22 protein-coding genes are annotated in these 21,098 nt (G+C 72.2%); 8 read left to right on the plus strand and 14 right to left on the minus strand.

The window, feature by feature from the left end; genetic code table 11:
* Positions 1 to 8: 8 nt before the first annotated feature.
* Positions 9 to 719 (minus strand): tetratricopeptide repeat protein, encoded by a 711-nt coding sequence (locus DPQ23_RS06125; RefSeq protein WP_112873812.1) that lies wholly within the window; start codon positions 717 to 719, stop codon positions 9 to 11.
* A 209-nt stretch (positions 720 to 928) separates the two neighbouring features.
* On the opposite strand from DPQ23_RS06125, the gene DPQ23_RS06130 reads away from it, so the two are divergent.
* Positions 929 to 1,528, plus strand: a complete 600-nt coding sequence (locus tag DPQ23_RS06130) for a superoxide dismutase (protein ID WP_112873813.1) — start codon at positions 929 to 931, stop codon at positions 1,526 to 1,528.
* A gap of 258 nt (positions 1,529 to 1,786) precedes the next feature.
* Positions 1,787 to 2,686 (plus strand): EamA family transporter RarD, encoded by a 900-nt coding sequence (rarD, locus tag DPQ23_RS06135; RefSeq protein WP_112873814.1) that lies wholly within the window; start codon positions 1,787 to 1,789, stop codon positions 2,684 to 2,686.
* A 19-nt stretch (positions 2,687 to 2,705) separates the two neighbouring features.
* Here the strand turns inward: rarD and DPQ23_RS06140 are convergent, their stop codons facing one another.
* The 6 genes from DPQ23_RS06140 to DPQ23_RS06165 form a co-directional block, all read right to left on the minus strand.
* Positions 2,706 to 3,254 (minus strand): sarcosine oxidase subunit gamma, encoded by a 549-nt coding sequence (locus tag DPQ23_RS06140; protein WP_240602478.1) that lies wholly within the window; start codon positions 3,252 to 3,254, stop codon positions 2,706 to 2,708.
* The gene (locus tag DPQ23_RS06145; RefSeq protein ID WP_112873815.1) at positions 3,247 to 6,180 is read right to left on the minus strand and encodes a sarcosine oxidase subunit alpha family protein; all 2,934 of its coding nucleotides are present in this window, start codon (positions 6,178 to 6,180) and stop codon (positions 3,247 to 3,249) included. Before DPQ23_RS06145 ends, DPQ23_RS06140 begins: the two co-directional genes overlap by 8 nt.
* Positions 6,177 to 6,596 carry a sarcosine oxidase subunit delta gene (locus tag DPQ23_RS06150; RefSeq protein WP_112873816.1) on the minus strand — a complete coding sequence of 140 codons (420 nt, stop codon included), beginning with the start codon at positions 6,594 to 6,596 and terminating at the stop codon, positions 6,177 to 6,179. Before DPQ23_RS06150 ends, DPQ23_RS06145 begins: the two co-directional genes overlap by 4 nt.
* Positions 6,597 to 6,713: 117 nt before the next feature.
* Positions 6,714 to 7,037, minus strand: a complete 324-nt coding sequence (locus DPQ23_RS06155) for a hypothetical protein (RefSeq protein WP_112873817.1) — start codon at positions 7,035 to 7,037, stop codon at positions 6,714 to 6,716.
* A gap of 165 nt (positions 7,038 to 7,202) precedes the next feature.
* Positions 7,203 to 7,484, minus strand: a complete 282-nt coding sequence (locus DPQ23_RS06160) for a hypothetical protein (protein ID WP_112873818.1) — start codon at positions 7,482 to 7,484, stop codon at positions 7,203 to 7,205.
* 67 nt (positions 7,485 to 7,551) lie between these two features.
* Positions 7,552 to 8,850 (minus strand): sarcosine oxidase subunit beta family protein, encoded by a 1,299-nt coding sequence (locus tag DPQ23_RS06165; RefSeq protein WP_112873856.1) that lies wholly within the window; start codon positions 8,848 to 8,850, stop codon positions 7,552 to 7,554.
* A gap of 248 nt (positions 8,851 to 9,098) precedes the next feature.
* Between DPQ23_RS06165 and ccmI the strand changes: the two genes are divergently transcribed.
* Genes ccmI through DPQ23_RS06180 form a run of 3 tightly spaced genes read left to right on the plus strand, consistent with a single transcriptional unit; the run spans position 9,099 to position 10,959 of the window.
* The gene (ccmI, locus tag DPQ23_RS06170) at positions 9,099 to 10,334 is read left to right on the plus strand and encodes a c-type cytochrome biogenesis protein CcmI (protein ID WP_112873819.1); all 1,236 of its coding nucleotides are present in this window, start codon (positions 9,099 to 9,101) and stop codon (positions 10,332 to 10,334) included.
* Between the two features lie 11 nt (positions 10,335 to 10,345).
* Positions 10,346 to 10,804: a Holliday junction resolvase RuvX gene (ruvX, locus tag DPQ23_RS06175; protein ID WP_112873857.1), complete on the plus strand. Its 459-nt coding sequence runs from the start codon at positions 10,346 to 10,348 to the stop codon at positions 10,802 to 10,804.
* Entirely contained in the window at positions 10,801 to 10,959 is a 159-nt protein-coding gene (locus tag DPQ23_RS06180; protein WP_112873820.1) for a DUF1289 domain-containing protein, read from the plus strand. Before ruvX ends, DPQ23_RS06180 begins: the two co-directional genes overlap by 4 nt.
* A gap of 64 nt (positions 10,960 to 11,023) precedes the next feature.
* Here the strand turns inward: DPQ23_RS06180 and map are convergent, their stop codons facing one another.
* Complete coding sequence (gene map, locus DPQ23_RS06185; protein ID WP_112873821.1) at positions 11,024 to 11,824, minus strand: type I methionyl aminopeptidase; 801 nt, start codon at positions 11,822 to 11,824, stop codon at positions 11,024 to 11,026.
* Positions 11,825 to 11,920: 96 nt separating this feature from the next.
* On the opposite strand from map, the gene DPQ23_RS06190 reads away from it, so the two are divergent.
* Together DPQ23_RS06190 and DPQ23_RS06195 are read left to right on the plus strand one after the other, a co-directional pair.
* The gene (locus tag DPQ23_RS06190; RefSeq protein WP_112873822.1) at positions 11,921 to 12,661 is read left to right on the plus strand and encodes a competence/damage-inducible protein A; all 741 of its coding nucleotides are present in this window, start codon (positions 11,921 to 11,923) and stop codon (positions 12,659 to 12,661) included.
* Positions 12,658 to 13,377, plus strand: coding sequence for a GNAT family N-acetyltransferase (locus tag DPQ23_RS06195; protein WP_240602489.1), 720 nt, complete (start codon positions 12,658 to 12,660; stop codon positions 13,375 to 13,377). The genes DPQ23_RS06190 and DPQ23_RS06195 overlap by 4 nt, the downstream gene beginning before the upstream one ends.
* An 18-nt stretch (positions 13,378 to 13,395) precedes the next feature.
* On the opposite strand, the gene DPQ23_RS06200 is transcribed toward DPQ23_RS06195, so the two are convergent.
* The 5 genes from DPQ23_RS06200 to DPQ23_RS06220 form a co-directional block, all read right to left on the minus strand.
* Positions 13,396 to 14,148 carry a hypothetical protein gene (locus tag DPQ23_RS06200; RefSeq protein WP_162630652.1) on the minus strand — a complete coding sequence of 251 codons (753 nt, stop codon included), beginning with the start codon at positions 14,146 to 14,148 and terminating at the stop codon, positions 13,396 to 13,398.
* 75 nt (positions 14,149 to 14,223) lie between these two features.
* Entirely contained in the window at positions 14,224 to 15,516 is a 1,293-nt protein-coding gene (gene serS, locus DPQ23_RS06205) for a serine--tRNA ligase (protein ID WP_112873824.1), read from the minus strand.
* 85 nt (positions 15,517 to 15,601) lie between these two features.
* Complete coding sequence (locus DPQ23_RS06210; protein ID WP_112873859.1) at positions 15,602 to 15,898, minus strand: ArsR/SmtB family transcription factor; 297 nt, start codon at positions 15,896 to 15,898, stop codon at positions 15,602 to 15,604.
* Between the two features lie 62 nt (positions 15,899 to 15,960).
* Positions 15,961 to 16,338, minus strand: coding sequence for a SoxS protein (locus DPQ23_RS06215; RefSeq protein WP_240602491.1), 378 nt, complete (start codon positions 16,336 to 16,338; stop codon positions 15,961 to 15,963).
* A 116-nt stretch (positions 16,339 to 16,454) separates the two neighbouring features.
* Complete coding sequence (locus DPQ23_RS06220; RefSeq protein ID WP_112873825.1) at positions 16,455 to 17,525, minus strand: bifunctional transcriptional activator/DNA repair enzyme AdaA; 1,071 nt, start codon at positions 17,523 to 17,525, stop codon at positions 16,455 to 16,457.
* Positions 17,526 to 17,636: 111 nt separating this feature from the next.
* On the opposite strand from DPQ23_RS06220, the gene DPQ23_RS06225 reads away from it, so the two are divergent.
* On the plus strand, positions 17,637 to 19,040 hold the full coding sequence (locus tag DPQ23_RS06225; protein ID WP_112873826.1) for a coniferyl aldehyde dehydrogenase: 1,404 nt from the start codon (positions 17,637 to 17,639) through the stop codon (positions 19,038 to 19,040).
* On the opposite strand, the gene DPQ23_RS06230 is transcribed toward DPQ23_RS06225, so the two are convergent.
* The gene (locus tag DPQ23_RS06230; RefSeq protein WP_112873827.1) at positions 19,037 to 20,812 is read right to left on the minus strand and encodes an ABC transporter transmembrane domain-containing protein; all 1,776 of its coding nucleotides are present in this window, start codon (positions 20,810 to 20,812) and stop codon (positions 19,037 to 19,039) included. The genes DPQ23_RS06225 and DPQ23_RS06230 overlap by 4 nt on opposite strands.
* Positions 20,813 to 21,098 lie beyond the last annotated feature (286 nt).

Below are 21,098 nucleotides of genomic sequence, written 5' to 3' on the forward strand. Positions count from 1 at the left end.
CCTGGGGTTCAGTTCAGGACGGGCATCGCAGCCGCGGGGTCGGGGACTGCGGCGGCCGCGGCGGGTTCGGGATCGACCCCGAGCGTGATCATCAGCTCGGACAGGCGGCGGCGCATCGCCTGGCTCACCCCGTCCTTTTGCTGGATCTGGCGGATCAGGCTGAGAGCGTCCTCGTCGCGGCCGGCACCGACCAGCGCGATGGCCTTCAGCTCCAGCGCGATCAGCTCGAACGGGGCGCCCGGCGCGGACAGTTCGGCCAGGGCCGCGTCCCGCGCGGCGGGGTCCATGGCCGAGCCCTGCGCCAGAACGGATTTCAGCCGCGCCAGATCGCGCATCACCACATTCTGCGGCAGCGCGCCGGCCGCGGCGTCATAGGCGGCGGCGGCCTTGGCGGCGTCGCCCGCCTGCGCCCAGGCCCCGCCCGCCAGCAGGTCGCGCAGCGCCGCCTGCCCCGGCTGCGCCGCCGGCAGCGCGGCCAGCGCGGCGGCATCCGCGGCAGGGTCCGCACCCGCCGCCTCGGCCGCCAGCAGGCTGTCGCCGAACTGCTGCGCCTGCTGCATGGCACGTGCCTGCGACCACTCGCGCCAGGCGGTCGCGGCGACCACCAGCACGATGGCCAGCACGACGATCCAGCCATAGCGGCGCATCAGCAGGAAAAGCCGGTCGCGGCGCAGATCCTCGGTGACCTCGTCGATGAAGCTGTCGTTCTGGTTGGTCATCGTCCGTCCTGCCTGTGGCTGTGGCCCTTCTATACGCGGGCGGCGGCGCTTGCCAATGCGGATGGCGCGGGCCGCGCGCCGTGGCCCCGGCCGGGCGGCCGGGAACCGCCGCCCGGCCGCCGCGTTTCCCTGCCGACCCCGACGGGCTGGCCTTGCCGGCCCGGCCGTGTTGATATGCCCCCCGCAATCCCTTGCCGAGGACACGCAAAATGGCTTTCACCCTGCCCGACCTGCCCTATTCCCACGACGCGCTGGCCTCGGCCGGCATGTCGGCCGAAACGCTGGAGTTTCACCACGACAAGCACCACAAGGCCTATGTGGACAAGCTGAACGAGCTGATCGCCGGCACCCAGTGGGAGGGGGCCAGCCTTGAGGAGATCGTCAAGGGCACCTACCAGGACGGCGCGGTGGCGCAGTCCGCCATCTTCAACAACGCCAGCCAGCACTGGAACCACGCCCAGTTCTGGGAGATGATGGGTCCGACCCGCACCGCCATGCCGGGCAACCTGGAATCCGCGATCAAGGACAGCTTCGGCTCGGTCGACGACTTCAAGAAGAAGTTCACCGAGGCGGGCGTCGGCCAGTTCGGCTCTGGCTGGGCGTGGCTGGTGCGGAACGCGCAGGGCGGGCTCGAGATCACCAAGACCGAGAACGGCGTGAACCCGCTGTGCAAGGGCCAGGTGGCGCTGCTGGGCTGCGACGTGTGGGAACATTCCTATTACATCGACTTCCGCAACCGGCGGCCGGACTATCTCAAGAACTTCCTGGACAATCTGGTGAACTGGGAAAACGTCGCCTCGCGGATGTAAGCGGCGCCCGCTTTCACCTCACGCGCCCGTCCCGGTTCGGGGCGGGCGTTGTCGTTCGCGCAGGGCTTCGGCATGGGCACCAGCGACCCGGCGCGGGTGGCCCTGCGGTTGCGGTTGCGGATCGGCCGGACGACCGGCCGCGCCGTCATCGCCCCGGCCCCCGCGGCGCATCGGCATCCTGCGCCGGGCGGCGCCGGCCCCTTGCCCCCGTCCGCCGCAACCGGCACATCCGCACCCGGACGGCAAAGGGGATGGGCCATGGGCAAACGCATGGGCGGCGTGTGGCCGCTGCTGGGCACCTATGCCCTGTGGGGCGTCTCGCCGATCTTCTACCACGCGCTGGCCGACGTGCCCGCGGCCGAGGTCCTGGCCCACCGCACGATCTGGTCGCTGGTGCTGTTCGGGGCGGTGCTGGCGGCGCAGGGGCGGCTTGCCACCCTGCCCCGCGCGCTCGCCTCGCGCCACCTGGGACGGATCGTGCTGGCGGCGCTGATGATCTCGCTGAACTGGGGGGTGTTCATCTGGTCGGTCCAGAACGATCACGTGATGGAAAGCTCGCTGGGCTATTACATCTTTCCGCTGACGGCGGTCGTCCTGGGGATCGTGGTCTTCAAGGAGCGGCTTCACCCCGAGCAGCGGCTGGCGGTGATCCTTGCGGCGCTGGCCGTTGGCCTGCTGACCTGGGGCCTGGGGGCCGCGCCGTGGATCAGCCTGATCCTGGCGGCCAGCATGGGGGTCTATGGCGTGGTCAAGAAAGCCCTGCCCCTGGACCCGGTCCTGTCGGTCACGGCCGAGGTGGCCGTGCTGTCGCCGCTGGCGCTGGGCTGGCTGGTGGCGCTGCACGCGGGCTGGCTGCCGCCTGCGGCGGGCCTGGGCCGGGTCGGCGAGGGCATGGGGGTCACGACGCTGCTGGTCCTGTCGGGGCCGATGACGGCGGTGCCGCTGATGCTGTTCGCGTTGGGCGCGCAACGCGCCAACCTGGCGACGGTGGGACTGATCGGATACGTGAACCCGACGCTGCAACTGGTGTGCGCCGTGGCGCTGTTCGGCGAGCCGTTCACGATCTGGCACGGCATGGCCTTTGCGATGATCTGGACGGCGCTGGCGCTGTATTCCGCCGCGACCTGGCGGCAACAGGCAGCGCGGGCGGACGCCTGAGACGCCCGCCCGGCCGTGCTCAGCGCGGCTCGAGGTCGGTGCCGGGGGCCGCGGCGGCGGTCAGGATGCCGCGCAGATAGTCGGTCACAGAGCGAAAGGCGGTGATCCGCCACCCCTGCCCCTGCGGCCAGACCGCGCAGGCGATCTGCGCGGCCCGCGTCCGGCGCAGCCCGTCGGCGGGCAGCGCCCCGAAGTCCACCGGGCACAGCTTGGACAGCGCCTGCGCGGGCTTGCGCCCCGACAGGTCGAAGACGCAGCGCATGTCGCTGACATCGGCGACCAGCGCGTGCTCGCCCGCAAGGGCGTCGGTCAGGGCGGCGACCGCCGGGGCGACCTCGGCCGCGGGCAGGATCAGCAGCAGCTCGTCGGGCGACATCCAGCCCAGCCAGCGGCCGCCATCCGTGACAAAGCGGTTGGGCGCGGGGATCGCCAGCCCCGCCGCGTCGGCGATGGCATCGCCCGCGCGCGCCAGATCGGCGCGGATCGCCACCATTCCAAGACCCGTGACCTCGGTCACCTGGGCCAGGGGGGTCATCAGGATCGTGTCGGGCAGGCGCGGGTCAGACATTGGCCTTGGTCCCTTCCTTGTCGAAAAACACGGGATCGACGATCCGCGCGCGGTGGCTGGCCCCGCCGGGAACGGGGAACTCAAGCTCCTCGCCCATGCGGTCGGGGCCGCGATGGACCAGCCCCATGGCGATCGGGCGGTTCAGCGTGGGCGAGAAATAGGTCGAGGTGACGCGCCCCTGCGTGTTGCGCTGGCCGTTCGGGTTCACGCCGTCGGCGACCGCATAGGCCCCGTCGGGCAGCACCCGGCCGTCCAGGCTTTCCAGGCCCACCAGCGTCCAGCGGTCGGGGCTGGCCATGAAGCTGCGTTCCTGCGCGCGCTTGCCGATGTAGTCGGGCTTTTTCTTGCTGATGGCCCAGGACAGGCCCAGGTCCTGCGGGATCACCGTGCCGTCGGTTTCATCCCCGATCATGATGAAGCCCTTTTCGGCGCGCATGATGTGCATCGCCTCGGTGCCATAGGGGGTGATGCCGAACTCGGCCCCGGTCTTGTGGATCGCCTCCCACAGCTCCAGCCCGCGGCCTGCGGGTGCCGCGATCTCGAAGGACAGCTCGCCCGAAAAGCTGATGCGATAGATGCGGACCGGGATGCCGGCAAGCCGGCCCTCGGCCCAGCCCATGAAGGGCAGCGCCCCGGCCGACACGTCCATGCCGCCCAGCCGTTCCAGCACCGTGCGCGCCTTGGGGCCGACCACGGCGATCTGGGCGTACTGCTCGGTCAGGTTGGCGGTATAGACGCGCCAGTCCCACCATTCGCACTGCAACCAGTCCTCCATGTGGGCATGGATGCGGTCGGCCCCGCCGGTGGTGGTGTGCACCAGCCAGCTGTCCTCGGACAGGCGGGCGGCGACACCGTCGTCCACGAGAAAGCCGTTTTCCGAACAGACCAGACCATAGCGGCACTTGCCCACCGGCAGCGACGACATCATCCCGGTATAGATCATGTCGAGGAACCGACCGGCATCCGGCCCCTTCACAAGGATTTTCCCCAGGGTCGAGGCGTCCAGCGTGCCCACACCGCCGCGCACCGCCAGGATCTCGCGCGCCACGGCCGCGTGCGGGGTCTCGGTCCCGCGCGGATAGCAATAGGGCCTGCGCCACAGGCCCACGGGTTCCCAATGCGCGCCGTGGCGTTCGTGCCAGCCGTGCAGGGGGGTCTTGCGCAGCGGCTGGAACACATCCCCCCGCGCCTCGGCCGCGATCGTGCCAAGGGTCAGCGGCGTATAGGGCGGGCGAAAGGTCGTCGTGCCCGTCGCCTGGATGGGCTGACCCAGCGCATCCGACAGGATCGCCAGACCGTTGATGTTGCTGATCTTGCCCTGGTCGGTCGCCATGCCCAGCGTGGTATAGCGCTTGGCGTGCTCGACGCTGGCATAGCCCTCGCGTCCGGCCAGCTCGACGTCGCTGACCTTGACATCGTTCTGATAGTCCAGCCACATCTTGAAGCGCGCCGCGCGCGTCGCGTTCCGCGGCATCACCCAGACCGGCAGGATGGGGCTTTCGCCCACGGCCCCGGTCAGGCCCGACACCGCCAGATCGCCCGAGGCCGCGCCTGCGACCGTCACGTTGCCCTGCCCGTCGGCGCCGGTCGGCGGGCGGTTCGGGTCGGGGGCGAACATGGCGCGCGCCTCGTCCCAGATCAGCTTGCCGCCGCAATGGCTCCACAGATGGACGACGGGCGACCAGCCGCCGGACATGGCGATCACGTCGCAATCGACGACGCCCAGCGGATCGCCCTGGCCCGCGTGGTCGCACAGCTTCAGCCCGTTCACGGCCTTGCTGCCCAGCACCTTGGCCACGGCCGATCCGGTGGCGATGCGCACGCCCCGGGCGCGGACCGCCTGCGCCAGCGGCCCGTCGGCGACCGGGCGGGCGTCGATGACGATCGGCACCTCGAGCCCTGCGTCCAGCGCCGCCAGCGCCGTGCGATAGGCGTCGTCGTTGTTGGTCACGACCGCCACCCGGCGGCCCGCGGCCACGCCGTAATCGACCAGATAGTCCCGCACCGCCGAGGCCAGCATCACGCCGGGCACATCGTTTCCGGCAAAGCTCAGCGGGCGTTCCAGCGCGCCGGTGGCCGTCACGACCCGGCCGGCGCGGATGCGCCACAGCCGCTGGCGCGGCAGGCCGGCGTTCGGGTCGTGGTCGGCCAGATGTTCGCGCGCCAGCAGATAGCCATGATCGTAAAGCCCCACGGCCATCGTGTTGCGGCGCAGCGTGACATTGGGCATCGCGCGCAACTGCGCCAGCGCCGCATCGACGCGCCCCTGCCCGTCGGCGTGATCGACGGGCGTGCGCCCGCCCCAGTGGCCGGTCTGTTCCAGCACCACGACCTTGCCGCCCCCTGCCGCCGCCTCGGCCGCCGCGGCAAGGCCTGCGATCCCGCCGCCGACCACGACGACATCGGCAAAGTCATAGGCCTGTTCATAGCGGTCGGGATCGGGCAATTCCGGCGCGCGGCCAAGACCCGCGGCGCGCCGGATCACCGGCTCGAACACGTGCTTCCACGCGGCGCGCGGATACATGAACGTCTTGTAGTAGAATCCGGCCGGAAAGAAGCGCCACAGCCAGTTGTTCACCGCGCCGATGTCGCGATCAAGGCTGGGCCAGGCGTTCTGGCTGGTCGTCACCATGCCCGCGACCAGCGGCGTGGTGGTGGCACGCTGGTTCGGCTCGAACCGGCCGCCCTGGCCAAGCCCCAGCAGCGCGTTCGGCTCTTCCGCGCCCGAGGCGACGGGGCCGCGCGGGCGGTGGTACTTGAACGACCGGCCCATCATCAGCTGGCCGTTCGCCAGCAGGGCCGATGCCAGCGTGTCGCCCGCCAGCCCGGACATCTGCCGGCCGTCGAAGCGAAAGTCACGGCGCGCGGTGCGGTCGATCAGGCGCCCGCCGGCGGGCAGTCGGAAGGGTGCGGACTGGGTGGTCATGCAAAGCTGTCCCGTGCAGGCGTGGGGTTCGGGGCGGGGTCGTCGCCCAGCCCGGGTGCGCTGTCGCCCTCGGCGTTCCGGGGCGGGCTGGTGTCCCAGTCGGGCTGCCAATGGGGGCGGGCGGCCTGAATGGCGGCGACGATCTCGGCGGGGGGCGTGGGGGTCTGGGCGCGGTAGGTGCCGAACACCTGCAGCGTCGCGGTGTCGCGGGCGGCCAGGAACCACTTGCCGCATCCGTAAAGATGCCGCCAGCGTTCGAAATGCACGCCCTTGGGGTTCTTGCGCGCGAACAGATAGGCCTCGAAGTCGGTGTCCGACGATCCGGGGCCGAACCGCTTGAGATGCGATTCACCGCCGGGGTGCAGCTCGGTTTCCTCGGCGGCGACGCCGCAATAGGGGCAGGTCAGGGTCAGCATGGGCTGCCGGTCCTTGTGATCAGAGGGGCCGCGGAACGTGAAATGCCCCGCGCGGGATCCGCGCAGGGCAGGCAGGTGAAGACAGCCGGCCGCAGCCGGGTCAGGGTGGCGACGGACTCAGTTCCCGCGCGTCGTGTCGACGCCGGTGCCGGGTGCCAGGTCGGGGTTCGGCTGGACCGCAGGCGCGTCCGCGGGGGCAGTGCTGCCGACGGGGGCGCCGGGCTCGGGCGTGGCGCCGGTGACGCCAGAGGCTGCGCCGGTCGCGCCCTGGGCCGCCGGACTGTCGGGCAGGGGCACAGGCTCCTGCACGCCGACATCCAGGAAGAACCAGACGGCAAGCGCGATGACGATGGCCGCGCCGATGACCAGCGGCCAGACGCCGATCTCGCGCCGCCCGGTGTCGGCGCCGGTGCGCCCGTCGCGCTGTTGGGGATCACGCATGGCAAGAACTCCTGCTGAGGGTGCAGGCTGAACGGGCCAATGGGTGCGCAGGTTCCCGGATCATGGCAGGCCGCCGAAGCGGACGGCCCTGCGCCCGAGAGGGCGCGCCGCAGCGGGTGCGGCGCGCGGCAGGGGGCCGGGGACCAGCCCCGGCCGACTGCGGGATCAGTTCGTCGGGCTCGTGGTGGTCGTGGTGGTGCCGGCAGGCGTGGTGCCGCCAGCCGCAGGAGCGTCGGTCGTGGCCGCAGGGGCGTCGGTCGTGGCCGCAGGGGCGGTCGCGGTGCCCGTGGCAGGCGTCTCGACCGTGACGGTCGCGTCGCCGGCCGGCGCGCTGGTCGTGACGGTGTCGTCGCCGGCGCTGAGATACCACAGGATCGCCGCGACGGCGACGATGACTGCCGCGATAAGGACCCACCGGCTGGATCTGGATTCGTTGTTGGTCGCCATGTCACACACTCCGTGCTTGAAAGGATGGCGCACGCATGACGTGCGCCGGGGCAAATGACAAGCGCGGTCAATGCGCGACCCCCGCGGCGACGCTTTCGTCGATGAACCGCCCCTCGGCAAAGCGGTCCATTCCGAAGGCCGCGGCCAGCGGCCCGGGCGTGCCCCTTGCGACCAGCTCGGCCATGGCCCATCCCGATCCGGGGATCGCCTTGAACCCGCCGGTGCCCCAGCCGCAGTTGACGAAGATGTTGCCCACGGGCGTCGCCGACAGGATGGGCGAGCGGTCGCCGGTCATGTCCACGATGCCGCCCCATTGGCGCAGCATCTTCAGCCGCGACAGCATCGGGAACGTCTCGATCAGGGCGCGGACGGTTTCCTCGACGTGCTGCCAGGACCCGCGCTGGGTATAGTTGTTGAACCCGTCGGTGCCGCCGCCGATCACCATCTCGCCCTTGTCGGACTGCGACAGATAGCCGTGAACGGTGTTGGCCATCACCACCACGTCAAGGCACGGCTTGATCGGCTCGCTGACCAGCGCCTGCAGCGCGACCGATTCGATCGGCAGCCGGAACCCGGCCATGCCCGCAAGCGCGCTGGAGTGGCCTGCGACGACGATCGCCAGCTTGTCGCATTCGATCCGCCCGCGCCCGGTCTCGACCGCGCGGACGCGGCCGCCGGCGGTGTCGATGCCGGTCACCTCGCAGTTCTGGATGATGTGCATGCCCATGTCGGAACAGGCGCGGGCATAGCCCCAGGCGACCGCGTCGTGGCGCGCGGTGCCGCCGCGTTCCTGGTAAAGCCCGCCCAGCACCGGATAGCGGGGCCCCGCGATGTTGATGATCGGCACCAGCCGCTTCAGCTCGGGCGCGTCGATCCAGCGCGTCGCCACGCCCTGCAGGTGGTTGGCGTGGACCGTGCGGCGATAGCCGCGCATCTCGTGTTCGGTCTGCGCCAGCATGATCAGCCCGCGCGGGCTGAACATGACGTTGTAGTTCAGGTCCTGCGACAGGGTCTCGTACAGCTTCAGCGACTTGTCATAGATCGCCGCCGAGGGGTCCTGCAGATAGTTGGACCGGATGATGGTCGTGTTGCGGCCGGTGTTGCCGCCGCCCAGCCAGCCCTTTTCGATGACCGCGACATCGGTGATGCCGTGGTTCTTGCCCAGGTAATAGGCGGTCGCCAGCCCGTGCCCGCCCGCGCCGACCACGACGACCTGATAGCGCCTGCGCGGTTCGGGGCTGGCCCAGGCCCGGCCCCATCCGGCGTGCAGGCCCATCGCCTGGCGCACGATGGCAAAGACGGAATAGCGGCCCGACCGGCGTGCGGTCGCGCCGTGCTGGGGGGTCGCGTCGGAAGCGGGCGTCATGACGGACATCGCGGACCTTGGGCTATGGGATGCAGGGCCGACAATCGCCTGCCGACCGGCGTTGCGGCAAGGCGATCTGCGACAGCCATATGGTTGCCGTGCGACAGTGGCGGTCGGACATCCGCGACAGGCCCGCCGCCGCCCGTTTGCGCCGCCCATTTGCGCTGCCCACCGGGCTGCGGCGTCCTTGCGCTTTTCCCCGGCGGCGAAACTGCCTATCTGTCCATCGGACCAATCGGGAGGCGGCGATGTTCTGGGTGATGGCGGCGGCGATGACGGTGCTGGTGGCGGTGGCCCTGCTGCTGCCGTTCCTGCGCGGGGGCCGGGTGGCGGAACCCGCCGCGGCCTTTGACCTGCGCGTCTATCGCGACCAGCTGCGCGAGGTCGACCGCGACCTGTCCCGCGGCGTGCTGACCCCGGACGAGGCCGACCGCCTGCGCACCGAGATCGGCCGCAAGGTGCTGGAGGCCGATCGCGCACTGGCCGCGCAGTCGCCGCGCACGGTGACGGCCGGGCGGGGGGCGGTCGCCATCGCGCTGCTGGCCGTGCTGCTGGGGGGGGCCGGGGCGCTTTACGCGTGGCTGGGCGCCCCCCGCCTGCCCGACGCGCCGCTGACCGTGCGGGTCGCCGCGGCCGAGGCGCGCTACAACGGCCGCCCGACGCAGGCCGAGGCGGAACGCACGGCGCCCCCGATTTCGGTTGCGACCCCCGACCCCGCCTATGTCGAGCTGATCGACAAGCTGCGCGAGGCCGTGGCGCGCAACCCCGGCGACCCGCAGGGTCTGGCGCTGCTGGCCGAGCACGAGCTGAGGCTGGGCAACCTGGTGGCCGCGCGGACCGCCCAGTCGCAACTGGTCGAGAGCCTGGGCGACCGCGCCGGGGCGCTTGACCACGCCCGCCTGGCCGCCCTGATGGTCGAGGCGGCCGGCGGCCTTGTCACGCCCGAGGCCGAGGCGGCGCTGGACCGCGCCCTGGCGCTCGACCCGCAGAACGGGCAGGCGCTCTACATGCGCGGGCTGATGCTGGCGCAGACCGACCGGCCCGACCTGGCCTTTCCGATCTGGCGCGGCCTGCTGGAACGCGGCCCCGAGGACGCGCCCTGGATCGCGCCGATCCGGCAAGTGATTCCCGACCTGGCCTGGCTGGCCGGCCACGCCGATTACCAGCCCCCGCCAGCGGGCGGCGCGGCCGAGGGCGCGGCCCCCGCGATGCCCGGCCCCGACGCGGCCGCCGTCGCCGCTGCCCAGGACATGACCCCCGAGGAACGCCAGCAGATGATCGCCGGGATGGTCCGGCAGCTCGAGGATCGGCTGACCACGACCGGCGGCACGGGCGCGGAATGGGGGCGGCTGGTGGGCGCGCTGACCGTCACCGGCCAGATGGACAAGGCCCGCGCCATGCTGGACCAGGGCCGGGCCGCGCTGCAGGGCGACGCGGCCGAACTGGCGGCGCTGAACGACGCGGCCACGGGCGCGGGCCTGTGATCTGCGCCGAGATGGCCGATTTCGCCGCCGCGCTGCCCCGCACCGGGGCGGTCGCGGGGCTCGACCTCGGCACAAAGACCATCGGCGTCGCCGTCAGCGACGGGCTGCGGCAGGTCGCCTCGCCCCTGACGGTGATCCGGCGCGAGAAATTCACGCTGGACGCCGCCGCCCTGCTGCGGATCGCGGCGGACCGCGGGCTGGTGGGGCTGGTGCTGGGCCTGCCCCGCAACATGGACGGCTCCGAAGGGCCGCGCGCCCAGTCCACCCGCGCCTTTGCCCGCAACCTCGACCGGCTGACGCCGCTGCCCATCGCCTTCTGGGACGAGCGCCTGTCCACGGTCGCCGCCGAACGCGCGCTGCTCGAGGCCGACACATCGCGCAAGCGCCGGGCCGAGGTCATCGACCAGGTCGCGGCGGGTTATATCCTGCAAGGGGCGCTGGACCGGCTGCGCCATCTGGCCGCCGAATGACCGTCGCCAGCCCGTGCCGCAGGATCTGCGCGTTGGACCCGGCGACCCGCATCTGCACCGCCTGCGGTCGCACCCTGGACGAGATCGCCCGCTGGGCCACGATGCCGGACAACGAACGCCAGGCCATCATGGACCGGCTGTCGGCAGGCGCCTGATCTTCTTTCTTGCTCAAGTATCCCGGGGTCCGGGGCAGCGCCCCGGTCGGCGGCGCCCCCGGCGTCAGATCGCGGGATAGAACAGACCGCCCGGCGACAGGGTAAAGATCTCGCACCCGTCCGCAGTCACGCCGACCGCATGCTCGAACTGCGCCGACAGCGAGCGGTCGCGGGTGACAGCCGTCCAGTCGTCGCCCAGCACCTTGGTTTCAGGCCGGCCGAGGTTCACCATCGGCTCGATGGTGAAGAACATCCCCTCCTCCAGCACCGCCCCCCGGCCGGGGCGGCCATAGTGCAGCACGTTCGGCGGGGCATGGAACACGCGGCCAAGCCCGTGGCCACAGAAATCGCGCACGACCGACATCTTGTGCGCCTCGACCCAGGTCTGGATCGCCGCGCCCACGTCGCCGAAGGTGGCGCCGGGGCGCACGGCCTCGATCCCCTTCATCAGGGCGTCGTGCGTGACCTGGATCAGCCGCCGCGCCTTTACGCTGGGGGTGCCGGCCACGTACATGCGCGAGCTGTCGCCGAACCAGCCGTCCAGGATCACCGTCACGTCGATGTTCAGGATGTCGCCGTCGGCCAGCACCTTGTCGCCGGGGATGCCGTGGCAGACGACATGGTTCACGCTGATGCAGCTGGCGTGTTGATAGCCGCGATAGCCGATGGTGGCGCTGGTCAGGTCCAGCGCTTCGACCCGGTGGCGGATGAAATCGTCCAGCGCGGCGGTGGTGACGCCGGGCGTGACCAGGGGGCCGACCTCGTCCAGGATCAGCGCCGCCATGCGGCCCGCGGCGCGCATCCCCGCGAAATCCTCGGGGGCGTGGATGCGGATTCCTTCGCGAGTCACGCGCGCGTCGTTCATGGCCGGTCCTTTCGTTCCCCGACCAGATAGTCCGCGCCCGCCCCTTGTTCCAGCCCCCCGCGCGCGGGCATGATGCCCCGAACACGGGAGCCACCGATGCAATCCGACAATCCGACCGCCGCCATCCTTCTGATCGGCGATGAACTGCTGTCCGGGCGCACCCGGGATTCGAATGCCCACCACCTGGCCGGCGTCCTGAACGGCATCGGCATCGACCTGCGCGAGATCCGCGTCGTCGCCGACGAGCACGCCGCCATCGTGTCGGCGCTGCGCGCGCTGGACCGGACGCTGGGGGGCGCGTGGGATCTGGTCTTCACCTCGGGGGGGATCGGGCCCACCCACGACGACATCACCGCCGACGCCGTGGCCGACGCCTTTGGCACGCCCATCGAGATCAACGAGGACGCGCGCCGCGTGCTGGTCGAGCGCTGGGCCGCGCGTGGGGTCGAGATGACGGAAAACCGCCTGCGCATGGCCCGCATCCCCGTCGGCGCGACGCTGATCGAGAATGCGGCGTCCGCGGCGCCCGGGTTTTCCATCGGCGGCACCCATGTCATGGCGGGCGTGCCCGAGGTGTTCCGCAGCATGGTCGAGGCGCTGGTGCCACGCCTGAACCCCGGCCGCCCCCCGGTCAGCCACACCATCGAGGTGGACCGCCCCGAATCCGAGGTGGCCGACGGCCTGCGAGAGGTCGCGCGCGCGTTTGCCGACCTGTCGCTGGGCAGCTATCCGTTCAGCCGCGAGGGCGTCTACGGGACCAACCTGGTCATCCGCGGGCTGGACGGACAGCGGGTGGCCGCCGCCGCGGCCGCCCTGGGCGCACGGCTGGGCCTGTGATCCCGGCCGACCTGGACGCGGCGTTCCAGGCGACCTGGCCGGCCGCCGAGTATGCCCGCGCCGGCGGATTGCAGGTCGGCCGCGGACTGGGCGGCGGCGGGCGGGTCAGCGCCGCCCGCGCCACGGGCCACTGGCAGCCGGACGACATCGACGCGGCGGTCGCGCTCCAGCGCGGCTGGGACCAGCCGCCCCTGATCGCGGTCGGGGACGACGACCACCGCCTGTCGCAGGCGCTGGCCGGGCGCGGGTGGCAGCCCTCGCGCGCGACCGTGCTGTTGCAGGCCCCCATCGCGGCGCTGGCCGGGCGGCCGGTCCCGCCGGTCACGGCGCTGCCGCTGTGGCCGCCGCTGGCCATCCAGCGCGACCTGTGGACCCAGATGGACGTGGGGCCGTCCCGGCAGGCGGTCATGGACCGGGTGGCGGGGCCGAAATGGGCCATCCTCGGGCGGATCGAGGATCGCGCGGCCGGCTGCGCCTTTGTCGCCGTCGCGGGCCGGATCGCCATGCTGCACGCGCTGGTCGTCGTGCCCTGGCTGCGCCGGCGCGGGCTGGCCGGATGGATGACCTGCCGGGCCGCCAGCCTGGGCGCCGGGGCGGGGGCCGAGGCGCTGGCGCTGGCCGTCCTGCGCGACAACGCGCCTGCGCTGGCACTGTATGCGGCGCTGGGGTTCAGCCCCGTCGGCGGCTATGCCTATTGGACGCCGGCCGGGGACTAGTGGCGGCGCCCGCGCCGGTCAGGTCGTCACCCGCACGATCACCACCGCCAGCGACGAGATGCCCAGCACGCAGGCGGTTGCCACGGTCATGCTGCCCCCCAGCGCCGCTGCGGCGATGCCGATCATCGCCCAGATCAGCGTCAGCGAGAACGCGATGTTGCGGCCCAGCGACAACTGGATGCGCGCGCCTGCCAGCGACACGCCCAGCAGCATCAGCAACGCCGCGCGCTGGGGGTCGAGGCCCAGCCAGCCCTGCAACGTCACGCCCGTGGCGCCCAGGATCGACAGCAACACCCAGGCCGTCAGGACGCCCAGGGGCACCAGGCCCCAGTCCTCGTCCCCCTCGGCCGCCGTGTCGTCGAACAGCCCCTGGACCAGCGCCAGAATCCCCAGAACCCCGATCGACAGGCCGATCACCTGCGAGCGATAGACGATCCAGGGGGCAAGCGCCGCGGCCAGCAACCCGACCGTGACCATGATCCGCGGGGGGCCCCGGAACCGCCGGCACAGGCGCACGGCGACATGGGCGAACCCGCTGGCGATCGCCAGCCACAGCAGCGACCACAGCGCCCCGTTCACCGGCTGCGCGACCAGCCCCATCGGCACCTGAGGGATCGACGCGCCGCCCGCCCCCGGCATCAGCGCGTCCAGCGTCGCAAGACCCGGTGCGGGCGAGGGGGCCTGCCGTTCCGCCACCGCGACCGCCAGCGTCGTCAGCGCGAAACACGCGACGGCAAAGCTTTCAAGGAATGCAGCGATCGCGCGGAACATGCAGCCCAACGCCCCGCGGGGCAAGGCGGGTTCCACGTTTCGCCCCGCGGTTCGGGGCGCGGGCACGGGGGCACCTCAGGCCAGGCGACCATCCGCCCCCAGCCGCGTCGCGCCCGCCAGATAGGGATGCAGCGCCGCCGGCAGATCGACCGATCCGTCGGCCTGCTGGCCGTTTTCCAGCACGGCGATCAGCGCCCGCCCGACGGCCAGCCCCGACCCGTTCAGCGTGTGGACGAACTCGGGGCGGCCGCCGCCTTCGGGGCGATAGCGCGCGTTCATCCGCCGCGCCTGGAAATCGCCGCAATAGCTGACCGAGGAAATCTCGCGGAAGCAGCCCTGCCCCGGCAGCCACACCTCGAGGTCATGGGTGATCCGCGCGCCGAACCCCATGTCGCCCGTGCACAGCACGATCGTGCGATAGGGCAGGCCCAGCGCCTCCAGCACGGCCTGGGCGCAGCCGGTCATGCGGGCATGTTCGGCCAGGCCGCCGGCCGCGTCGGTGATCGACACCATCTCGACCTTTTCGAACTGGTGCTGGCGCAGCATCCCCGCGGTGTCGCGCCCGGCCGACCCCGCCTCGGACCGGAAGCACTGCGTATGGCCGACCATCCGGCGCGGCAGGCTGGCCTGATCGACCAGCTCGCCGTTGACCGTGTTGGTCAGCGTCACCTCGGCCGTGGGGATCAGCCACCAGCCCTCGCGCGTCTGATAGCTGTCCTCGCCGAACTTGGGCAGCTGGCCGGTGCCCTCCATCATCTCGGACAGGACCAGCACCGGGGTCCAGGTCTCCTCAAGCCCGTGGCGGGCGACGTGCAGGTCCAGCATGAACTGCGCAAGGGCCCGGTGGATGCGCGCCACCGCCCCCCTGAGCACGACGAAGCGCGCCCCCGACAGCTTGGCCGCGGTGGCGAAATCCATGCCACCGCGGACACCCGCGATGTCGAAATGCTCGACCGGCGCAAAGTCCAGCGCGCGCGGCTCGCCCCAGCGGCGGATCTCGACGTTGCCGCCCTCGTCCGCGCCATCGGGCACCGAGGGCAGCGGCAGGTTGGGAATGGTCATCAGCAGATCGCGCAGCTCGCGGTCCAGCGCCTCGGCGCGGGCGGACTGGGCGGCGACCCGGGCCTTGCTGTCGGCAACCAGCGCGCGCAGCCGGGCGAACCCGGCCTCGTCGCCGCGCGCCTTCGCGGCCCCGACCTCCTTGCTGGCCCGGTTCTGCTCGGCCTGCGCCGTCTCGGCCTCGGCGATGCGGGCGCGCCGCTCGGCGTCCAGGGCCAGGACCGCGGGCGACATCGGCGCCAGCCCGCGCCGTGCCAGGGCGGCATCAAAGCCGTCGGGATCGTCGCGGATGATGCGGATGTCGTGCATGGCTCGGGTCCTGTCGCAAGCGGTCGCGCAGGCTTTAGCGCAGCGGCAGGGGGGACAAAAGGGCGCTTGCGGTCAGCGCCTGCGCCTAGTGGCCGCAAAAGACCCGGTGCAGCGCGCCGACCACCTCGACCACGCGGTCGTCGGCCAGCGCATAAAGGCGGGCCTTGCCCTCGGGGCGGCAGCGGACCAGCCCGTCCTCGCGCAGGCGGGCAAGCTGCTGGCTGACGGTCGCCTGCCGCTGGCCGAGCAGCGTTTCCAGTTCGCCCACGCTTTTCTCGCCGGCGACCAGATGACACAGGATCATCATCCGCCCCTCGTGCGCCAGCGACTTCAGCAGGGCCGTCGCCTCGGCCGCGCGGGCGGCCATCGTCTCGGGGTCCATGGGGGGAACGGGCAGCGACGGGTCCGGCGCGCCGGCGCCGGCGCCCGGGTCCCGCAGCGCGGTCACCCTGTCCCCCGGGGCCGCGCCGCAAGGATCAGGTCATCGAGCGCGGCCCAGAAATGGCGCGCGCCGGGATATCCTTCCAGCCGCGCGATCTCGACCCGGTCGCGCAGGATCAGGAAACTGGGCGTGATCTGGGGCGCGCGGTCCAGCACCAGCCCGTCGGGCCAGGGCCCGTCGATCGGCACGACGGCCAGCGGCAGGGCGCGGCCGATCGCATGGGCGCCATAGCCCGGCAGGATCTCGCGCCGCCAGGCGTCGCAAAAGCTGCATCCGGCGCGGTCCACCATGACCAGCGCCAGACCCCTGGGCGCAATCCCGTCCGCCGGCGCGCGCGCCGCCGACCCGACCGGAACGGCCGAGACGGCAAGGGCAAGCATCAGCCCCCGGACGGCATGACGACGAGAGATCGGCAAGGCGGACCCACCACGGAAAAGACCATTGCCCACAATACGCGTCGCCCGGCCGCGGCGCAAGCGCCACAGGGCCGCGCGGGCTATGGCTGTCCCAGGGCCAGCCGCCGCTCGATGTCGATCAGCGCCTGCTTGCGCCACAGCCCGCCGGCATAGCCGGTCAGCGTGCCGTCCGCGCCGATCACCCGGTGACAGGGCACGACGATGGCGATCCGGTTGGCCCCGTTCGCGCGCGCCACGGCCCGCGCCGCGGACGGCCGCCCCAGCCCCGCGGCCAGATCGCCATAGCTGACGGTCGCACCCGCCGGGATCGCCACCAGCGCCTGCCAGACGGCGCGCTGAAAGGGGGTGCCGTGCAGGGTCAGCGGCAGGTCGAAGACGGCGCGCCGGGCGGCGAAATACTCGGCAAGCTGCGTCTGGACGGCGTCGGTGACGGCGGTGCGGCCAAGCCCGATCCGCCCGCCGGCCGCCGCCGACACCGCACGCAGACTGGCCCCCAGGGCCTTGCGGTCCACGAATTCCAGCAGGTGCAGGCTGCCTGCATCGGCCAGCACGATCATCCCGCCCAGCGGCGTGTCGATCCAGTCGGCCACCAGCCCCGGCGCGCCGTGGGTCAGGGCGCGGGGGGGATGGCCGAACAGCCGGGCGAACGCCTCGCGGAACCCCGAGGCGCTGTCGAAGCCCGCGTCCAGCTGCGCCTCGATCACCGGGGCGCCGCCCTGCAGCGCGCCCACGCCTGCGCGCAGCCGCATCTGCCGCGCCAGGTCCAGAAAGCTGATGCCGTAGTGGCGGCGAAAGGCGCGGCGCACGGTGGACGGGTCAAGGCCGGTCGCGGCCACCTCGGCCTCGGTCCAGCGGCGCGTCGGGTCGGCGGCGAGCGCGGCCAGCATCCGGCGCACCACCGGGTCGCCGTCGGCCTGCGGGCCCAGCGGATGACAGCGCCGGCACGGCCGGAACCCGGCGCCCAGCGCGGCGGCGGGGCTGTCGAACCAGCGGCAGTGTTCGGGCCGGGGCTTGCGCGCGGGGCAGGTCAGGCGGCAGAATATGCCGGTGGTCGTCACGCCGACCAGGGCGCGCCCCTCGTACGCGGGATCGCGGGTGGTCAGCGCGCGATACAGCGCCTCGGGGTCGGGAAGGGAAAACAGCGTGTCCATGCGCCGATCTTACCGCAAGCAGGCGCCGGCGGGCACGGAAAACAGGCGCGGCTTTCGGGCCGCCGCAGGGACCGCGCCGCGATTGACCGATGCCCGCAGAAAGGCCGCCTGATGTCGCCCCTGTCTTCCGACGACGCCCGCACCCTGTTTGACGCCCAGCACCACGCCAGCCGCGCGCAGGCGACAGCGGACTGGCCCACCCGGCTTGCGCGGCTGGACACGCTGGACCGCGCGTTGCGCGACGAGCGCGCCGGTCTGACCCGCGCCATCGCCGCCGACTTTGGCCAGCGCCCCGCGGCGGAAACCGAACTGGCCGAGCTGTTTCCCGTTCTGGACGGCCTTGCCCATGCCCGCCGCCACGGCCGCCGCTGGATGGCCCCACGCCGGGCGGGCGTCGGGCTGTGGTTTCGCCCCGCCCGCGCCCTGATCCGGCCGCAGCCGCTGGGCGTGGTGGGGATCGTCGCGCCCTGGAACTATCCGCTGATGCTGTCGGCGGGGCCGCTGACGGCGGCGCTGGTGGCGGGCAACCGGGCGATCATCAAGCTGTCGGAACACGCCCCGCAGTTCGCCGAACGCTTCGCGGCCCTGATCGCGCGGCATTTCGACCCGGCCGAGGTCGCGGCCGTCACCGGCGGTCCCGAGGTCGCCGCGGCCTTCACCGCCCTGCCCTGGGACCACCTGCTGTTCACCGGCTCGACCGCCGTGGGGCGCAGGGTCATGGAAGCCGCCGCCGCGAACCTGACCCCCGTCACGCTGGAGCTGGGCGGCAAGTCGCCCGCGCTGGTCGCGCCGGATGCGCGGCTGGATCACGCGGCCGGGCGAATCATGGCCGGCAAGATGCTGAACGCGGGCCAGACCTGCATCGCCCCGGATTATGCGCTGGTGCCCGCGGACCGGGCGGACGATTTCATCGCCGCGTGCCGGGCCTGGGTGGGGCGGCACTATCCGCGGCTGGACCGCAACCCCGACTATACCACCATCATCTCGGCCGCGCAGTTCGACCGCCTGTCGGCCTGGATCGGGGACGCCACCGCGCAGGGCGCGACGCTGCATCCGCTCAGCGATGCGGCCCCCGACCCCGCGCGCCGGCTGCTGCCGCCGGTGATCGTGACCGACGCCGCCGGGCCGCTGGCCGAGCAGGAGATCTTCGGCCCCGTCCTTCCGGTCGTGCCCTATGCCTCGCTGGACGAGGCCCTGGCGGTGATCGCGCGCCATCCCAGGCCGCTGGCGTTCTATCCGTTCACCGACGACCGCGCGACGCGCGAGCGGCTGCTGGATGCGGTGGTCGCGGGCGGCGTCACGGTCAACGACACGCTGCTGCACGTGGCCCAGCACGACCTGCCGTTCGGGGGCGTCGGCGCCAGCGGCATGGGCGCCTATCACGGCCGGGCCGGGTTCGACCGGATGTCGCATCTGGCGCCGGTGATGGTGCAGGCGCGCTGGAACGCCACCGCGCTGATCGCGCCCCCATACGGGCGGCGATTCCGGTCGCTGATGCGGGCGATGCTGCGCTAGCGGTCGGTGAACTGCAACCGCGCCAGCCGCGCATACAGCCCGCCCTGCGCCACTAGGTCATCATGAGTGCCCTGCTGGACGATGCGGCCGTCCTGCATGACCACGATGCGGTCGGCCTTTTTCACCGTGGCCAGCCGGTGGGCCACGATGATCGTGGTGCGGCCGCGGGCCAGCGCGTCCACGGCATCCTGCACCAGCCGCTCGGATTCCGCGTCCAGCGCGCTGGTCGCCTCGTCCAGCAGCAGGATCGGCGCGTCGCGCAGGATGGCACGGGCGATGGCGATGCGCTGTTTCTGGCCGCCCGACAGCATCACCCCGCGTTCGCCCACGAAGCTGTTGTAGCCGTCGGGCAGCGCGGTCAGGAACTCGTGCGCATGGGCGGCGCGGGCGGCGGCCTCGATCTCGGCGTCCGTCGCCTCGGGGCGGCCAAAGCGGATGTTGTCGCGCGCGGTCGCGCCGAAGATCACCGGGTCCTGCGGGACCAGCGCGATGGCGCGGCGGAAATCGGCCCGCGCCATGCGGCGCAGGTCGATCCCGTCGATGCTGACGCTGCCCCGTTCCGGGTCCCAGAATCGCTGGATCAACTGGACGACCGTGGTCTTGCCCGCCCCCGAGGGGCCGACCAGCGCGACGGTTTCGCCCGGCGCGATGTTCAGCGTCACGTCGTTCAGCGCCGACACGTCGGGCCGCGAGGGATAATGGAAGCTGACCCGGTCCAGGTCGATCTGGCCGCGGGCGGGGTGCGGCAGGGGCACGGGGTCGGCGGGATCGAGCAGCGTGTCCTGCGTGGCCAGAAGCTCGCCCAGCCGCTCGGTCGCGCCGGCGGCGCGCTGCATCTCGCCCCACAGTTCGGACAGGGCGCCCACCGAACCGGCGACCATCACGGAATAGATGACGAACTGCACCAGCTCGCCCACGGTCATCGCGCCCATCCGCACGTCGCGGGCCCCGATCCACAAAACCCCGGTGACGCCGGCGAAGATCAGGAAGATCACCAGCGCGGTCATCACCGCACGGGTGGCGATGCGGCGGCGGGCGGCGGCAAAGGATTTCTCGGTCACATCGGTGAAGGCGGCGCGGGTCGCGGCCTCGGCGGTAAAGGCCTGCACGGTCTGCGCCGCGAGCAGGCTTTCCGAGGCAGAGCCCGAGGACGCCGCGATCCAGTCCTGGTTCTCGCGCGAGAGGCCGCGCAGCCGGCGGCCCAGGATGATGATCGGCGCCAGCACCAGCGGCACCACCAGCAGCAACAGCCCCGTCAGCTTGGCCGAGGTGATCAGCAGCATGACCAGCCCGCCGACCGCCACCAGCGCCTGGCGCAGGGCCAGCGACACCGACGATCCGATGACAGACAGGATCAGCGTGGTGTCGGTGGTGATGCGGCTGATGATCTCGCCGGTCATCACGCGTTCATAGAACGCGGGCGACAGGCCGATGACGCGATCGAACACGGCGCGGCGGATGTCGGCCACGACCCGCTCGCCCAGCCGCGTGACCAGCGCATAGCGCAGTGCCGTACCCACCGCCAGCGCGGCGGTGATGCCCAGCGCGGCCAGGAAATACTGATCGAGCAGTTCCGCGCCCTCGTTGAACCCGTCCACGACCCGGCGCACCGCGACCGGCAGGATCAGGCTGATGCCCGCGGTCAGCATCAGCGCCAGCAGCGCCGCCAGCACCAGCACCCGATAGGGCCGCAGGAACGGCCACAGCGACCGCAGCGCGCCGACGCGTTTCGTGGCGGGCCTGTCCACGATCACCCTGGGTCCGCGCGCCATGTCAATCCTCCGGTCTGTCCTGGGGGGTCTTAGGAAGCATGCGCCGGAAGGGCAAGGCGCGGGGCGGGCTGCGGGGCGCGACGGAATGGAAGGACCGGGCCGCGAGAAGAACTGGGAACAGGGACGGCCGCGACGGGGACGGGCAAGCGCGGACGGCCGGGCTGCGAAGCGGAACGAGAGACGAAAGGCGCGGCAAGGCGAGGCGAGATGGCGGCGGCTGCCGGACACCCGCGCCAAGCGGATTGCCATCACCGGCCGCGGCCCGGTCCAACCGGCCCCTCGCCGG

The organism is Paracoccus endophyticus (assembly GCF_003286075.1).
GTDB classification, from domain to species: domain Bacteria; phylum Pseudomonadota; class Alphaproteobacteria; order Rhodobacterales; family Rhodobacteraceae; genus Paracoccus; species Paracoccus endophyticus.

Excerpts from the sequence above, each read along its gene's own strand:
- DPQ23_RS06125 (WP_112873812.1), bottom strand. The coding sequence starts at position 719 with ATGACCAACCAGAACGACAGCTTCATCGACGAGGTCACCGAGGATCTG.
- DPQ23_RS06130 (WP_112873813.1), top strand. The coding sequence starts at position 929 with ATGGCTTTCACCCTGCCCGACCTGCCCTATTCCCACGACGCGCTGGCC.
- rarD (WP_112873814.1), top strand. The coding sequence starts at position 1,787 with ATGGGCAAACGCATGGGCGGCGTGTGGCCGCTGCTGGGCACCTATGCC.
- DPQ23_RS06140 (WP_240602478.1), bottom strand. The coding sequence starts at position 3,254 with ATGTCTGACCCGCGCCTGCCCGACACGATCCTGATGACCCCCCTGGCC.
- DPQ23_RS06145 (WP_112873815.1), bottom strand. The coding sequence starts at position 6,180 with ATGACCACCCAGTCCGCACCCTTCCGACTGCCCGCCGGCGGGCGCCTG.
- DPQ23_RS06150 (WP_112873816.1), bottom strand. The coding sequence starts at position 6,596 with ATGCTGACCCTGACCTGCCCCTATTGCGGCGTCGCCGCCGAGGAAACC.
- DPQ23_RS06155 (WP_112873817.1), bottom strand. The coding sequence starts at position 7,037 with ATGCGTGATCCCCAACAGCGCGACGGGCGCACCGGCGCCGACACCGGG.
- DPQ23_RS06160 (WP_112873818.1), bottom strand. The coding sequence starts at position 7,484 with ATGGCGACCAACAACGAATCCAGATCCAGCCGGTGGGTCCTTATCGCG.
- DPQ23_RS06165 (WP_112873856.1), bottom strand. The coding sequence starts at position 8,850 with ATGACGCCCGCTTCCGACGCGACCCCCCAGCACGGCGCGACCGCACGC.
- ccmI (WP_112873819.1), top strand. The coding sequence starts at position 9,099 with ATGTTCTGGGTGATGGCGGCGGCGATGACGGTGCTGGTGGCGGTGGCC.
- ruvX (WP_112873857.1), top strand. The coding sequence starts at position 10,346 with ATGGCCGATTTCGCCGCCGCGCTGCCCCGCACCGGGGCGGTCGCGGGG.
- DPQ23_RS06180 (WP_112873820.1), top strand. The coding sequence starts at position 10,801 with ATGACCGTCGCCAGCCCGTGCCGCAGGATCTGCGCGTTGGACCCGGCG.
- map (WP_112873821.1), bottom strand. The coding sequence starts at position 11,824 with ATGAACGACGCGCGCGTGACTCGCGAAGGAATCCGCATCCACGCCCCC.
- DPQ23_RS06190 (WP_112873822.1), top strand. The coding sequence starts at position 11,921 with ATGCAATCCGACAATCCGACCGCCGCCATCCTTCTGATCGGCGATGAA.
- DPQ23_RS06200 (WP_162630652.1), bottom strand. The coding sequence starts at position 14,148 with ATGTTCCGCGCGATCGCTGCATTCCTTGAAAGCTTTGCCGTCGCGTGT.
- serS (WP_112873824.1), bottom strand. The coding sequence starts at position 15,516 with ATGCACGACATCCGCATCATCCGCGACGATCCCGACGGCTTTGATGCC.
- DPQ23_RS06210 (WP_112873859.1), bottom strand. The coding sequence starts at position 15,898 with ATGGACCCCGAGACGATGGCCGCCCGCGCGGCCGAGGCGACGGCCCTG.
- DPQ23_RS06215 (WP_240602491.1), bottom strand. The coding sequence starts at position 16,338 with ATGCTTGCCCTTGCCGTCTCGGCCGTTCCGGTCGGGTCGGCGGCGCGC.
- DPQ23_RS06220 (WP_112873825.1), bottom strand. The coding sequence starts at position 17,525 with ATGGACACGCTGTTTTCCCTTCCCGACCCCGAGGCGCTGTATCGCGCG.
- DPQ23_RS06225 (WP_112873826.1), top strand. The coding sequence starts at position 17,637 with ATGTCGCCCCTGTCTTCCGACGACGCCCGCACCCTGTTTGACGCCCAG.
- DPQ23_RS06230 (WP_112873827.1), bottom strand. The coding sequence starts at position 20,812 with ATGGCGCGCGGACCCAGGGTGATCGTGGACAGGCCCGCCACGAAACGC.